The sequence below is a fragment of the Lactobacillus delbrueckii subsp. delbrueckii DSM 20074 = JCM 1012 genome (assembly GCF_001433875.1).
GTDB classification, from domain to species: domain Bacteria; phylum Bacillota; class Bacilli; order Lactobacillales; family Lactobacillaceae; genus Lactobacillus; species Lactobacillus delbrueckii.
Window position 1 is genome coordinate 1 of the sequence record NZ_AZCR01000036.1, and the last position, 14,840, is coordinate 14,840.

At 48.9% G+C, this 14,840-nt stretch carries 12 protein-coding genes and 2 pseudogenes; 12 read left to right on the top strand and 2 right to left on the bottom strand.

All coding sequences use genetic code 11. The annotated features are described in order from the left end of the window. The 5 genes and pseudogenes from FD23_RS09825 to FD23_RS05855 form a co-directional block, all read left to right on the top strand. Positions 1–521, top strand: a pseudogene (locus tag FD23_RS09825) (non-ribosomal peptide synthetase); the annotation flags it as partial. 29 nt (positions 522–550) lie between these two features. Continuing rightward, on the top strand, positions 551–1,765 hold the full coding sequence (locus FD23_RS05840) for an MFS transporter (protein ID WP_003617067.1): 1,215 nt from the start codon (positions 551–553) through the stop codon (positions 1,763–1,765). A 131-nt stretch (positions 1,766–1,896) separates the two neighbouring features. After that, positions 1,897–2,223, top strand: coding sequence for a putative quinol monooxygenase (locus FD23_RS05845; protein WP_025895470.1), 327 nt, complete (start codon positions 1,897–1,899; stop codon positions 2,221–2,223). Between the two features lie 113 nt (positions 2,224–2,336). Further along, a complete protein-coding gene (locus FD23_RS05850; RefSeq protein ID WP_003617072.1) occupies positions 2,337–2,750 on the top strand; it encodes a flavodoxin in 414 nt (137 codons plus the stop codon). 116 nt (positions 2,751–2,866) lie between these two features. Further along, on the top strand, positions 2,867–3,748 hold the full coding sequence (locus FD23_RS05855) for an aldo/keto reductase (RefSeq protein WP_003617074.1): 882 nt from the start codon (positions 2,867–2,869) through the stop codon (positions 3,746–3,748). A 204-nt stretch (positions 3,749–3,952) separates the two neighbouring features. Here FD23_RS05855 and brnQ read toward each other — a convergent pair whose 3' ends face one another. Further along, positions 3,953–5,293, bottom strand: a complete 1,341-nt coding sequence (gene brnQ / locus FD23_RS05860; protein WP_052933562.1) for a branched-chain amino acid transport system II carrier protein — start codon at positions 5,291–5,293, stop codon at positions 3,953–3,955. A gap of 145 nt (positions 5,294–5,438) precedes the next feature. On the opposite strand from brnQ, the gene FD23_RS05865 reads away from it, so the two are divergent. The 7 genes and pseudogenes from FD23_RS05865 (at position 5,439) to glmS (ending at position 11,792) form a co-directional block, all read left to right on the top strand. Beyond that, on the top strand, positions 5,439–6,110 hold the full coding sequence (locus FD23_RS05865) for a DNA alkylation repair protein (protein WP_052933573.1): 672 nt from the start codon (positions 5,439–5,441) through the stop codon (positions 6,108–6,110). Positions 6,111–6,153: 43 nt separating this feature from the next. Beyond that, positions 6,154–6,660 carry an NAD(+) diphosphatase gene (locus FD23_RS05870; protein WP_025895468.1) on the top strand — a complete coding sequence of 169 codons (507 nt, stop codon included), beginning with the start codon at positions 6,154–6,156 and terminating at the stop codon, positions 6,658–6,660. Positions 6,661–7,161: 501 nt separating this feature from the next. Next, positions 7,162–8,235 (top strand): annotated as a pseudogene (locus FD23_RS10555) (EAL domain-containing protein). Between the two features lie 76 nt (positions 8,236–8,311). Beyond that, complete coding sequence (locus FD23_RS05885) at positions 8,312–8,734, top strand: LbetaH domain-containing protein (RefSeq protein WP_134791453.1); 423 nt, start codon at positions 8,312–8,314, stop codon at positions 8,732–8,734. Positions 8,735–8,804: 70 nt separating this feature from the next. Continuing rightward, complete coding sequence (locus tag FD23_RS05890) at positions 8,805–9,161, top strand: DUF1304 domain-containing protein (protein WP_025895466.1); 357 nt, start codon at positions 8,805–8,807, stop codon at positions 9,159–9,161. 125 nt (positions 9,162–9,286) lie between these two features. Next, positions 9,287–9,772 (top strand): Lrp/AsnC family transcriptional regulator, encoded by a 486-nt coding sequence (locus FD23_RS05895; RefSeq protein WP_002878057.1) that lies wholly within the window; start codon positions 9,287–9,289, stop codon positions 9,770–9,772. Between the two features lie 208 nt (positions 9,773–9,980). Beyond that, positions 9,981–11,792 carry a glutamine--fructose-6-phosphate transaminase (isomerizing) gene (gene glmS, locus FD23_RS05900; RefSeq protein ID WP_052933563.1) on the top strand — a complete coding sequence of 604 codons (1,812 nt, stop codon included), beginning with the start codon at positions 9,981–9,983 and terminating at the stop codon, positions 11,790–11,792. 107 nt (positions 11,793–11,899) lie between these two features. Here glmS and ppc read toward each other — a convergent pair whose 3' ends face one another. Next, complete coding sequence (gene ppc, locus FD23_RS05905) at positions 11,900–14,629, bottom strand: phosphoenolpyruvate carboxylase (RefSeq protein ID WP_025895465.1); 2,730 nt, start codon at positions 14,627–14,629, stop codon at positions 11,900–11,902. Positions 14,630–14,840 lie beyond the last annotated feature (211 nt).

The following is a 14,840-nucleotide window of genomic DNA, read 5'->3' on the forward strand; positions in this document are numbered from 1 at the left end:
TGACCGCATTTACCGGCGTAGATAGTCAAAATCTACCAGATGTTATGGTAAGTGTTCAATTTATTCTTGCAATTGGCGACAAATTTGCTTTGAATAATGTAAAAGTTAATCTGATCTACAATATTCGGAAGTTTCAAGAAAAACTGGACTTCACCACAACAATTGGCGACTTGCACCTGGGGTTGACGTATAGCTTAACTACTGATGATGATATCGATGAGCAGTTGACCGAAACAATAGCTTTTTATCAAAAAAACATGTTTAACCCTAAAGCTGTAGGCTACAAGCATTTTCCAAATCTAAATTCAGATGAGGAAAGAATTGTGAGATGTTTTGATGATACAGTTTATGTTTCGATAGATTATCTTGGGGTCGTTTCGCGCAAGGAATTTAATACAATCAAGCAGTCAGCAATTGAAACAAATACCGAAATTAAAAAGCTGAACGGAAGCAAATTAAATATAACGGCCTACATTGTTGATAATCGCTTGGAATTGATCATGTCCAAGGCGCTTGATTAGCAGCAAGATACTAAGAAAGGGGCTCTGGCATGAAAGCAGAGAACAAAAATATCAGCCTATTGGTAAGCAGCAGAACGATCTCTAAAATAGGCGATGTTATGTTTGACTTTGCCAACAATACTTTTTTAGCAGGAATTAATCCAAATTCCCTGTTTCTGGTAGGCATTTACCAGTCACTGGAAAGCTTAATCGGCATTTTCCTTAATCTATTTGGTGGTGTGGTTGCAGATAGCTTTAACCGAAAAAGAATTGTCATCGCGACTGACTTTTTAAGTGGTCTGGCTTGTATTTTGCTATCTTTCATTACTAAAGAAAAATGGCTAATCTATGCCATTGTCGTAACCAACATTATTTTAGCCATTATGAGTTCATTTTCTGGGCCAGCTTATAAAGCCGTAACTAAGGAAGTTGTAAGAGAAGAGCAGATCTCTCGTTTAAACTCTTTGTTAGAAACAAGCAGTACGATAGTAAAAGTTACAGTACCAATGATCGCGGTATTTTTGTACAAAATACTTAAAGTGCACGGGGTGCTGCTGCTAGATGGAATAAGCTTTACGCTTGCGGCCTTGTTGGTTCACTTTATCACTCCAGTAAAGGAAGATCCGGCTGTAAATAACAAAGTTACTGTTCGAAGCGTGATGAATGATATGCTGCTAGGCTTTAAATATATTTTTGACCATAAACAGATCGCAATTATCATTCTCTTGTCAGCTCTAGTGAATTTCATGCTTGCAGCTTACAATCTATTACTGCCTTATAGCAACCAAATGTTTAGTGGCATGCCTAAGGGAATGTACGGGATGTTTTTAACGGCAGAAGCTATTGGCGGATTACTTGGAGCAGTTTTGAGTGGCTTTCTCAATAAAAAAATGTCCAGCATGTGGTTAATGTGCTTTTTGGGCGGGTCAGGACTTGCACTCGCCTTGGCGCCAATTTTGTACTTTTATTCACACAACCAGATTATCGTTTCATTATCCCCCGCGCTTTTTAATCTGCTTTTGACTATTTTTAACATTCAGTTTTTTTCAATCGTGCAAAGGGAAGTAGACAACGAATTTCTAGGGCGGGTTTTTGGAATTGTATTTACTGTTGCTGTTCTCTTCATGCCAATCGGCACATGGATTTTTTCAATCATCTTGCAAGCTAAAAATTCCTTGAATTTCTTGTTTGTGGGACTGATGATTGCTGCTTTATCGGTACTTTTTGCTCTTCTTTTAAAAAAGTATGCGGTAGAAAATAACTAACTATGTAACCCCCGGGATTAGGACCCTAATTTCGGGGGTATTTTCATGCCTAAAAACGCTGGGAAATGTTAAACTTTTTTGTAAGCGAATTCTTTTTATATAGTAGAAAACAGAAACGAAGGAGCAATAAAATGAGTCTGACTGTCAACCTTTACTACCGCGGCCAAAATGGTTCTGCCCGCAAGTTCGCGGCTGAGATGGAAGAAAGCGGTGTGGCCAGCGCCATCCGGGCCGAAGAAGGCAACCTGCGCTATGAATACTTCCAGCCCCTGGATGACCCGGAAACCATCCTTTTGATCGACAGCTGGGAAGACCAAGAGGCACTGGATGCCCACCACGCTTCAGCAATGATGGGCCAATTGGCCAAGCTTCGTGAGAAGTATGACCTGCACATGAGCATTGAGCGCTATGTTTCAGCTGCAGAAGCGGCTGGCGACGAGCAGTTTATCAGAAAATAGTATTCACGGCCTGTATACTGTCATAGAAAAGGAGCAATTTTATATGGCGGTTTTTCTGTCTATACTGTAACTGTCAATGCGGTAGAGCGTAAGTTACAGAAAGCGTGAATTCGATGAAAAAATTAATTGCCCATTATTCCTGGTCCGGCACGACCAAAAAAGCCGCCCAAAAGCTGGCGAAGAAAGAAGGGGCCGACCTGCTGGAAATAACGGTGCCAGGCCATGTTTACGAGCTAGGGATGCGGCAGGTGGCTGACTTGGCCATTAGCCAGCTGGAAAATAAAGAATACCCTGTAATTGCCCACGACCAAGTTCCCCTGGTCAGCTATGACCAGATCATCGTGGCAGCTCCCGTTTGGAGCGGGGAACCAGCCGTGCCAGCCTACAGCTTTTTAAAAGAACTGGCTAAACGCGGCTACCAGGGCAAAGTCTCCGCCTTTGAAACTGATGCCGGCAGCACGGGCAAATTTTTCGCCAGCTTCGCCGCTGAAGCAAAAAGCCTGGGTCTGGACTATGACCAAAAGTAAGTATACGGATGACGTATAGCGACTTGCAGAAGAAGCAATATTCAAAAGCAGCTTAAGCGGCTATCATAATACTTGTCAGCAATGACAATTCACAGAAAGCAGGTGTCAAAAGCAAGATGACAAATGTACCAACAGTCAAACTGAACAATGGTGTGGAAATGCCAGTTCTGGGCTTTGGCGTCTTTCAAGTGCCGGACCTGGCTGAAGCGCAAAAGGCCGTCGAAGAAGCTTTAGCAACGGGCTACCGTTTGATCGACACGGCCGCTGCCTACCAAAACGAAGAAGCAGTCGGCAAGGCTATCAAGGCCAGCTCAGTCAAGCGCGAGGACGTCTTCGTGACTTCTAAGCTTTGGGTCTCCGACTTCAGCTACAAGCGGGCCAAGGCCGGGATTGACGCTTCCTTGGAAAAGCTGGGTCTGGACTACATGGACCTTTACCTTCTCCACCAGCCTTACGGCGACACCATGGGGGCCTGGCGGGCTTTAGAAGAAGCACAAAAGGCCGGCAAGATCCGGGCTATCGGCGTCTCTAACTTTTACGCTGACCAGCTCAAGAACCTGGAATTGACCATGCCGGTCAAGCCAGCCTTGAACCAGATCGAGGTCAACCCCTGGTACCAGCAAGAAAAGGAAGTTGCCGCGAACCAGGCTGAAGACGTCCGCGTGGAAGCCTGGGCGCCGTTTGCTGAAGGCCAGCACGGCATCTTCACCAATCCGCTTTTGACCGAAATTGGCGCCAAATATGGTAAGTCAGCTGGCCAGGTTATCCTGCGCTGGCTCATCCAAAGAAACATCACCGTCATCCCCAAGTCGGTGCACCAGAAACGGATGGCAGAAAATATCGCTGTCTTTGACTTCGAATTGACCCAAGAAGAAATGCAGAGCATCGCTGGTTTGGACCGGAATGAAAGCCAGTTCTTCGACCACCGTGACCCAAAGACCATTGAACAGATCTTCGGCAGCAGCCTTGCCGCTGTCAAGGCTGACGAAGAAAATTAATTCCTATAGTCATATAGTTTTCAACAATTTTATCCTCATTTTCAAAATCGATTTATTCTATTTCTCATTCTTTTTTATACCTGATATCTTAAAGACATTACACAAATAGTTCGAGATCCTCCTTGGTCCACCCTGTTTCCGGTCCAAAGGGGATTTTTGGTCAAAATAAAACGGCTTCCTGCAAATGAGGAAGCCGTTTTTGCGTTAGGCGAGTTTTTTACTGATTGAAGCCTTAATGGCTAAAATAACGAAGGTAACAGCGACTGGAACCAGCCAGCCCAGGCCATCCTGGTAAAGGGGCAGGACGCGGCCGTAAAGGCCGGTAACCGCCTTGACCTGCATCCCTGCCGGAAGGGCCTTGAAGAAGTCGCCCAGGGCGCAAAGGAAGGTAACAGCCGTCATAATCTGGTAGTCGACCTGCTTAAAGTCAAAGAGCTTGCTGGTCAAGGCCAGCAGGATCAAAGAGATGGCCAGCGGGTAGAGCAGCATCAAGACTGGCAGGGAGAAGGAAATGATGGTGGTCAAGCCCACGTTGGCAATCCCAAAGGCCAGGAGGCTGAAGATAATGGCCCACTTGTTGTAAGACAGGGTCTTCGGGAACATTTCCACGAAGGTCTCGCTGCAGGCCGTGATAAGGCCGATGGCCGTCTTAAGGCAGGCCACGAAGATCATCAAGGCAAAAATTACTGCCCCCAGACCTGGGAAGTAGTGGCGGGCAATCTGGGACAGGGCTTCCCCGCCGTTAGCAGCTAAGCCCAAGGCAGTCCGGCTCTGGGCTCCGACCAGGGCAGTAATGGCGTAGATCACCGCCATCAAAAGGCAAGTGAGGACCCCGGTCTTCAAAGTCGCGGAAGCAACTTTTTCCGGCTTGGTAACCCCAAAGGTCCGGATGCTGGAGATGACGATGATGCCAAAAGCCAGGCCTGCCAAAGCGTCCATGGTGTTGTAGCCGGCCAAGACCCCGCTGATTAGTGGGGCGCTGGCATATTCGCCAACTGGCTTAACTGCCTGGTAGTTGCCCAAGGGATGCAGCAGCGCTGTGATCATGATAAAGAAGAAAAAGAGCAAGAAGGCCGGAGTCAGAAACTTGCCGATCCAGTCCATGATCCGCCCTGGTCTTAAAGAGAAGAAAAGCATGATCGCGAAGAAGATCAGTGAGAAAATAAAGAGGCCGGTGCTTTTGGTCATCCCGCTTGGCAAAAGCGCCGAGATCCCGGTTTCAAATGGAACCGTGAAGCAGCGGGGAATGGCGAAGAAGGGCCCGATGGTCAAGTACAAAAGGCAGGTAAACAAGTAGCTGTACTTGTGGCTGACCCGGCCACTGAGGTCTAATAGCCCTTCTGACCTGGTCATCCCTAATGAGGCGATGGCCAAAAGGGGCAGGCCCACCCCGGTGATCAAGAAGCCCAAGAGGGAGATCCAGAGGTTGGCTCCGCTGGCTTCCCCCAGGTAGGCAGGAAAAATCAGATTTCCGGCCCCGAAGAAGAGGCCAAAGAGCATGCTGGAAATCGTCAGCGACTCAGCATGCGTCAGCTTTTCTTTCATGTTGATCCTCCATAAACCAAGTTAAAATAACAATACATAGAAATTAAAAACTAGAAAATATAAATTTGAAAACTATTGTGCTAAAGCACACAATAGCTTATATTTTACCATACAACTGACAGAAAGATGAAAACATGGTGAAATGATGCCCCCTTTTGAAAAGTACCAGGCGGTTAAAAAGGCTTATGCGGCCGGGGCTAACAAAGAAAATGCCCAGGCCATGGGCAAGTACATGCGAAATCTTTTTCCCTTCTATGGGCTCAAGACGCCAACGCGACGGGAATTATCCAAGCCCTTTTTAAAGGGCGTGACTAAGGAAGAAATCGCCTGGGACCTGGTTGACCTCTGCTTTAAAGATGACTACCGGGAAATGCAGTACTTTGCCCTGGACTACTTGAAGAAAGTCCAAAAGCAGCTGACTTTTAAGGATTTACCAAAAATCAAGCAACTGGCTAAGACCAAGTCCTGGTGGGACAGCGTCGACAGCCTGGTCAAACTGGCAGGTCAGATTTTTATCAAAGATGAGGAAAACAAGGAAAAGACGGCAGCCCTCATGCTGGCCTGGGCTCAAGATCCCGACTTCTGGGTTAGGCGGACGGCGATTGAATTCCAGCTGGGCTTAAAAGAAGCAACTGACCCGAACCTTTTGGGCAAAATTATCGACCGCAACTTAGGCAGCCAGGAATTTTTTATCAACAAGGCTATCGGCTGGGCTCTAAGGGACTACTCCAAGACCAACCCGGCCTGGGTCAGGGAATACGTGGCTTCCCGCGATCTCTCTGCCTTAAGCCGGCGGGAGGGCAGCAAGTATATCTAGTTGCTGCAGGTAATGATAAGTAAGCAGATAAGAGTGACAAAAAATGTTTGAACTGACCTACTGCCCCCAGTGCGGGCAAAAATTGACTAAAAAGGAATTGCCTCTGGATGGCTTGATCCCTTATTGCGAGCAATGCGGCGACTTCCGCTTTCCAGTTTTTTCCGTCGCTGTCAGCATGATCGTCATGAATGAAGTAGGCGACCAGGTACTCTTGATCAAGCAGTACGGGAAGGACTCCTATATCCTGGTAGCTGGCTACGTTAACAAAGGGGAGAACGCCGAAGACAGCTGCTGCAGAGAACTAATGGAGGAACTTCATCTAACGGCTAAAAGCCTCCACTTCAACCGCAGCCAGTATTTTGCTCCCTCAAATACCTTGATGCTCAACTACACGGTGACCGTTGACCAGGCTGAAAAGGTTAGTCCAAATGAGGAAATCGACGCCTGGAACTGGCTAAGCATAGACGAAGCCCGCCGGCAGATCCGGCCAAATTCCTTAGCCCGGACTTTTTTGTTGGAATACCTCAATAAATGCAAGCTGGATAGATAACTGAAAACTTATCGCATTAGCGATATATCCTTGATTTATTAAGGCTTACCTAATAAAAGCAATAAGTGCTTTATTATTTTGCGCCAATAGCTTGATTTTATTAATCGAATGCTTTATAGTATTTTTTGCTCTAATAAGGTAGACACTCCCGGCCTAGCCGAGGGTGTTTTCTTCAGTTAACCGTATTTTGGCTAGGAAATTTGCATTTTACTTGGTGAGGTAAAGCTTGGGAAAATACGGCGCTTTTAAAAGGAATTTTGATTTCAGCGGTCTTTCTCCCCTGGAAGCTCAGAAAATGCTGGGCTATGTAGAATTGATGAACCAGTGCATGGACCGGGTCAGAATCGCGGCCAACAATGCCGTGGGCAACTACCAGAACTACTACTGCCGCTATGAGCAAAAGATGGAGGCTGACCTGACTTTGGCCAACTACCTTACCTGCTGGGCCATATCGACGAGGCAGTGGCTAAGGGCTGGATCAAGGTCTACTACCAGCCGATCGTGGACACCTTCAGTTCCAAGATCAGCACTTATGAAGCCCTGGCCCGCTGGATTGACTCCAAGTACGGCTTTTTGAACCCGGGAGAATTCATCGAGGTCCTGGAGCGGGGACATTTGATCCACAAGCTGGACCTGGTCTGCCAGGACCTGGAAGAAGCGATGCAAAAAGGCGAGACCTATCCAATGATTTCGGTTAACTTGTCCCGCTATGACCTGGAGCTGCCCGACCTGCATGAAAGAGTCAACACGAGTTTAGCCAGGCATGAGGTAAAAAGCTCCCAGATCCGGATCGAAATCACCGAGTCGGCCTTGCTCAGCAATACTGAAGCCGTCATCAAGGAGCATATCGGCCGCTTCCATGAGGACGGCTACCAGGTCTAGCTGGATGACTTCGGCAGCGGCTTCTCATCCTTGAACAGCCTGCAGAACTTCGACTTTGACCTGCTCAAGATTGACATGGCCTTCCTCCGCCACGCCAATGAGAAGACCCCGACCATCTTGATGGACGTGATCGACATGGCCAAGCGGCTGGGGATTGAAACCCTGTCTGAAGGGGTAGAGACTAAGGATGAGTATGACTTCCTCCACTCCATCGGCTGCGTTTTGGTCCAGGGCTTCTACTTCTCCCAGCCTTTGCCAAAAGCCAAGATTACCGCCAAGCGGAAGGAGCGGGGGCTGGAATTTGAAAGCCCGGCTGAGCATGCCTTTTACCAGAAGATCGGCCAGGTCAATGTCTTGAATGCCCTCTATCCCTTCAGCGGGAGCAATTGCCAGGAGCTGGTGGAAAACGTTCCGGTCATGGTCTTTTTAGACAAGGGCGGAGACTTTGACATTATCTATGCCAACAAGGCTTCTAAAAGCTGGACTGATGCCCTCCGTCTCAAGGGTGAAGATTACGCGGCAGCTATCAAGGAAGAGTTTTGTGCCCTTTTAAGGCAGCTGGTCAGCCAGACCGATGGTGAAATCAGTGAAAAGAGTTTCCGGATCAAAGGCTATGCCGGCCGCCTGCGCCTGCAGCTGGTGGCAGAGATGCCGGGCCAGCGGGCATATGTAATCAGCACGAATATGGTTTGATTTTTTCAAAGTCTTTTTCTTTCAAACTCTTTTCGCTTATAATTTAACTAGTTTGAAAAATTCGAGGAAAAAGACGATGAATGAACTAGACAAAATGCGCTCCAGTGATTTCTACCAGCTGACGGCACCGGAGGTGGAGCATTACCAGGAAGCGGGAATCATCTGGAACGACGAGTTCAGGCAGGGCAATAACCTGGACCGGCCAGCCCAGCTCCTGCGCTTGAAGATGCACCTGGGTGCTTTAGGGGACCAGGCCAGCTTTGGGACCAGCTTCAGCTACTTGAACGGGCCGAATATCTATATTGGCCATCACTTTCTGGCCGCTGGAGGTTTGACCATCGAAGACGCCGGTGAGGTTCATATCGGCGACAACGTGGTCGTGGAAGCCGGGGCCGTGGTAGCCCAGGATCTGCCCGCCAACGGGGTCTTTGCCGGCATCCCGGCAGGAAAATCGCTGATCTGGCCAATGATTGCGGATAAGTGTCAACTTGTGGTTTGACTTTATCATTATGTTTTAAGTAAAATATCACTATCAGCTTGCACTGAAGTGAAAAGTTGAGGAGTTAACAATGAAAATAGCTTTACAAGTTTTAGCCTGCCTGGTGGCAGTTGAGTTCTTCTATATCATGTATTTAGAAACTTTTGCAACGACTTCCAAGAAGACGGCAGAAGTTTTCCAAATGGACCAGGAAGAATTAAGACGGCCGTCAGTCAATATGCTGTTTAAGAACCAGGGTATCTACAACGGCCTGCTGGCCGTTTTGACCTTGATCGCGGCCTTTGCCCTGGGCAAGATCGTCCTGCAGCTGGTCTTGGCCTACATGATCCTGGTAGCGGCCTACGGGGCCGTGACCAGCCAGCCGAAGATCCTCTTGATGCAGGGGGGCTTGCCTATCTTGACCTTGATCGTCAGCTTCTTTGCTTAAGGGCGGGATGCAAGATATAACTCTTTTTTCAGAAAAGCCTTGCGCTGAATTCTTGTAGGAATATAATATTTTTAATAAAAGGACCAAAATAGTCAGCGCAGCTGTTGAATAGGTGGGAGAAAGAAATGGTTGAATACAAAATCGACAAAACCGACCGGCGCATTTTACAAATGTTGGAAGAGAACGCCCGCATTTCCGTCAAGGATATCGCGGAAGCCAACTTCATGTCTTCTCCGGCCGTAGCCAACCGTATCAGACGGATGGAAGCCAACAACCTCATCAAGCACTACTATGCTGACATTGACTACCCGTCCATGGGCTACGTGGTTAAGGCTTTCATCAATCTGGAAGTCAAGCCGGAAGACAAGAGCGAGTTCTACCCCTTCATCGAAAAGATTCCGAATGTTATCCAGTGCGACTGCGTGACGGGGGACTACTCCATGCTGATTCAGGCTGCCTACCAGCGGCCTGAAGAACTGGACCACTTAGTCAACGAGCTGCAGAAATTCGGCCGGACCAAGACCGAAATTGCCTTTTCCACCCCGATCGAGCACCGGCCAATCCCGGTCAAGACCGAGAGTGATGACGAAGAAGACAAGAAAGAAGACTGATTTTAAGCCTCTGTCTGCCAAGACGGGGGCTTTTTTTGACCTTTTTGCAAAGAAATAGTTAAGCTCGCCACTTTACCGCTTACAATTATACCAATTTGCGAGCAAAGACTTGACCCGGGCTAAAAAAACGGCTATGATTCCTATTGCAAACGCAAAAATACAAATTAGTCCAATAACTTAAATTGAACTAGACCAAAGGAGAAGAAATATGTGCGGAATTGTCGGTGTAGTTGGCAAGCCAGCTAGAGAAGTTGTTTTAAACGGTTTGAAGAACTTGGAATACCGCGGCTACGACTCAGCTGGTATCTACCTCAATGACTTACAAGGGCATGAATACTTGACCAAGGCGGTTGGCCGGATTGCCAACCTGGAAGAAAAGCTGACGCCAGAGGAAGAAGGGACGACCGGGATCGGCCACACCCGTTGGGCAACCCACGGCCAGCCAACGGTGGAAAACGCCCACCCACACTACTCAGAAGACGGCCGCTTCTACCTGGTTCACAACGGGGTCATTGAAAACTACCTGGAACTGAAGGAAAAGTACCTGGGAGGCGTTCACTTCAAGTCTGAAACTGATACTGAAGTTATCGTGCAACTGGTAGCCAAGCTGGCCAAGGACGAAAACCTGGATGCTTTTTCAGCCTTCAAGCAGGCTTTGAAGCTGGTTAAGGGTTCATACGCCTTCTTGCTGGTGGACAACACCAAGCCAGACCACATTTACATTGCCAAGAACAAGAGCCCGATGATGCTGGGCTTGGGCGACGGCTTTAATATTATCGCTTCAGACGCGATTTCTGTTTTGGATCAAACCAAGACCTTTATCGCCTTGAACGATGGCGACTGTGCTGACGTAACCAAGGACTCAATCGAAATTCAGGACTACGACGGCAACAAGGTGGAAAGAGAAGCTAAAGTTTTGGACATCGACCCGAACGCTGCTTCCAAGGGCACTTACGAATTCTACATGCTCAAGGAAATCGACGAACAGCCAGCAGTTATGCGCCGCCTGTCAACTGACTACTTAGACGAAGCAGGCAAGCCAGTTGTTGACGAAAAGATCGTCGACGCTGTCAGCCAGGCTGACCGGATCTACATCTTCGCGGCTGGTACTTCCTACCACGCTGGTCTGGTCGGCAAGGAAATTTTTGAGAAGTTCACCGGGATTCCAACTGAAGTTGGCTATGCTTCTGAAGCCGGCTACCACTTCCCAATGATGTCCAAGAACCCATTCTTCATCTTCCTGACCCAGTCCGGTGAAACTGCCGACTCCCGCGTGGTCTTGACTGAAGCCAACAAGCGGGGGATCCCAAGCTTGACCATGACCAACGTTGAAGGGTCAACCTTGTCAAGAGAAGCAACTTACACCATGCTTTTGAACGCTGGTCCGGAAATCGCCGTTGCTTCAACCAAGGCTTATACTGCCCAAGTTGCCCTGCAGGCAATTTTGGCCAAGGCTGTTGGTGAAAAGCTGGGCGACCAGGCGGCCAAGGACTGGAATTTGAAACAAGGCTTGAGCCTGGCCGCTGAAGGTATCCAGGAAATCGTTGACGGCAAGGACAAGATCGAAGAACTGGCTAAGAAGTACCTGGTACCATCTAGAAACGCCTTCTACATCGGCCGGGGGATCGACCATGCCGTTGCCATGGAAGCTGCTTTGAAGCTGAAGGAAGTTTCTTACATCCAAACCGAAGGTTTCGCCGCTGCTGAACTGAAGCACGGGACCATTTCCTTGATCGAAGACGGCACACCAGTTATCGCCTTGATCGACGACCCGGTAACGGCTGACCTGACCCGGGGCAACATCCAGGAAGTGGCTTCCCGCGGGGCCAACGTGATCACTATTGTTGGCAAGCAATTTGCTAAGGAAGGCGACAACATCGTCTTGCCGGAAATCGATTACTACCTGTCAGCTTTGCTGTCAGTAGTGCCGACGCAATTGCTGGCTTACTTCGCGTCCAAGAACAAGGGCTTGGACGTTGACAAGCCACGTAACCTGGCTAAGAGCGTTACGGTTGAATAACTTTTTGGAAAACTACGCTAGCGTCTAACAATTTACCGCACATTAAAAAGGACACCTGCCTGGCAAGTGTCCTTTTTCTGTTGAGATAATTTCGGTGAAATCTGATATTAGCCCGAATTACGCAGGCCGGAAGCGACCCCGTTGATGGTGATGTGGATGATCGATTCGTAGATGCCACTGAGCTTTTCTTGCCGGCCCCGCTTGATCATTTCCAGCTGGACGTAGTTCAAGACGTTGAAGTAAGGCAGGCGGTAGTCCAAGCTGCTTTCCAAAGACGGGTTGTCTTCCAAAAGCTTGCTGTGGCCTTCGATCTGCAGGATGACTTCCTTGGTCAGTTCCCATTCCTTCTTGATGATGTCAAAGACTGACCGGGTAGCTTCGTCTTCACAAAGACCAGCATACTTTTCCGCGATTTCCATGTTGGACTTAGACAAAACCATGTCGACGTTGGACAGCAGGGAGTGGAAGAATGGCCAGCACTGGTACATTTCCTGCAGTTCCTTCAAGTTATTCGGATCAGCATCAATGAAGTGCTTGAAGGCTGAACCAACCCCGTACCAGCCTGGGAACATGACCCGGCTCTGTGACCAGGAGAAGACCCAAGGAATGGCCCGCAAGCCGGACAGTTCAGTAATCTTCTTTCTGGCTGCCGGCCGGGAGCCGATGTTCAAGCTAGAAACTTCCTTAATCGGCGTAGCCTGGAAGAAGTAGTCATGGAAGTGCGGGTTGTCAAAAACAAGTTCCCGGTAAACTCGGTTGCTGTCTTCCACAATGCCGTCCATTGAAGCCGTAAAGTCCTGGATGTGGTCCTGGCTGACATTTTGCTTGGAGACCGTCCGGTCAACCGCGGCGGAAACCAGCATTTCCAAGTTGTAGTAGGCAGCGTCCTTGTTACCGTACTTGTTCTGGATGATTTCCCCTTGTTCAGTGGTCCGGATCCGGTCCTTGATGGAGCCGAATGGCTGGGAAGTGATGGCTTCATATGATGGGCCGCCGCCCCGGCCAACCGTGCCGCCCCGGCCGTGCATGAAGGTGATCTTGATGCCCTGTTCCTCGCCGATGGCTGTCAGTTCCTTTTGGGCCTTGTACAGGCTCCAGCAGGAGGCCAGGTAGCCGCCGTCCTTGTTGGAGTCGGAGTAGCCCAGCATGATTTCCTGGTAGTTGCCCTTAGAAGCAACCCAGCGCTTGACGATGTCGAAGCTGAGGTAGCGCTTGATGATTTCCCGGGAGTTCTGCAGGTCTTCCACCGTTTCAAACAAAGGCACCACTTGCACCCGGGCCTTTTCGGAATCGAGCAGGCCGTATTCCTTCAGCATGATGGCTTGTTCCAGCATGTCAGAGATGCTTTCGGTGTGGGAAATGATGTGCTGCTTGATCACATTCTCGCCCAAGGTGTCCTTAAGCAGGCGGGCAGTGTGGTAGATCTTCAGTTCCTTTTGCAAAAGCTCTGACTTCGGCGAGTTGGATGAGTGCAGGCTGCGGGGATCATTGTTTAATTCACTGAGCAGGATCTGGATCTTTTCTTCTTCGTCCAAATCGCTGTAGTTGTCACAGATCCGGGCACTCTTTAAGAGCTCTGCCACGCAGGCTTCGTTGACGCTGGAGTCTTGCCGCATGTCGATCGTAGCCAGGTGGAAGCCAAAGACATCAATAGCTTCTAGGAGGTCGTCAAAGAGGCCGCCGGTAACTGCCCGGTCATGGTTTTGGATTAATGACCGCTTGATGGCTTCCAGGTCTTCCTTGAACTCGTAAGCATCCTTGTAGACCGGAGCCTTGAGGGCAGCTTCTTTCTTAACGACGGCTTCCTTGGAGAAGACGTCCAAAAGCTTCATTTCCGTGTGGGCCAGGCGGCTTTCCAGGTAGTAGAAGGCCCGGCGGTAAGGTTCGTTTTCTCGGAATGGGGAGTTGTCGGCTGACAATTTGGCCAGTTCGGCAACTTCCGGCGTTGGCTGCACGTAAGAAGTTGAAACAGACACTGTCCGGTAAAGGTCGTTGAGAGCCTTGATGTAGTATTCAAAAATGACTTCACTTTGAATCGTCGCGCTCAAGCGGAGGGTTTCAGCCGTAACGTAAGGGTTGCCGTCCCGGTCCCCGCCGATCCACATGCCCATGGTGATTGGCGTTGCCCCGTCAACGTTGAGGCCCTTTTCCCGGGCAAGTTCCTTGTAGCGGGCAGTCAGCTTAGTGATGGCCGGAATCAGGGAGTCAGGGTAGTAGACCATGACGTTCTTGATTTCATTGGAGACCTTTAGTTTCTTTTCCCGGATGATGTCCGTCTGCATGATGATTTCAATGTAGCGGCGGAGCTGGTTGGTCCACTCTTTCCGGTTGATGGTGCCGGTCTTGAAGTCCCGGTAGCGGCGGAGCTGGTCGTGGATCTTGTTAGTCAATTCCAGAATGGTCTTGCGCTGCACCTGGGTTGGGTGGGCGGTCAGAACTGGCACGACATTGACATGACTCAGAATTTCAGCGGCATTGTCCTTTTCCGCTACCAGGTCAACCGTTGATTCCAGCTTGCCCAGGTAATCCTTGTCCGTGTTGTTGAGCAGGTTGACTTCGCTGGCCAGGTCAACGTCTTCAGTAATGTTGATCAAAAGTGGCAGGGTCGCGAAGTAGCGGGCGACAATGATCATCTCTTGATTGCTTAAGCAGGCAATCTGACTTTCCAGCTGGCTGTGGTCGCCGCTGGCAGCAATTTTAACCAGGCCCTTGATCTTGGCGAATTCTTCGTCGCCAACCAAATGGCGGGTGCTTTCGTCAAGCAAGTCGGTCAAAATCTTGACCTCTTCAGCAATAACCGCGTGGTTACTGTTGTTCTCTAATTTCTTAGCAGTCACGCTTAACTTCCTCTTTCTTTTAAAATAAACTTTGTTTGCTAATGCTTTTTCTCTATCATACGCCTTTTTTGCCCAAAATTGAATTAGCTTGGGCTTGCTTTCAGCAACTTTTTCTAAAAAAACGAACAATCGTGATGTGACCCCCAAAATTGGGACAATTTAGTATTACGCCGTTAAGGTTGTTAAAACATGATTCCGATATTCAATCGGG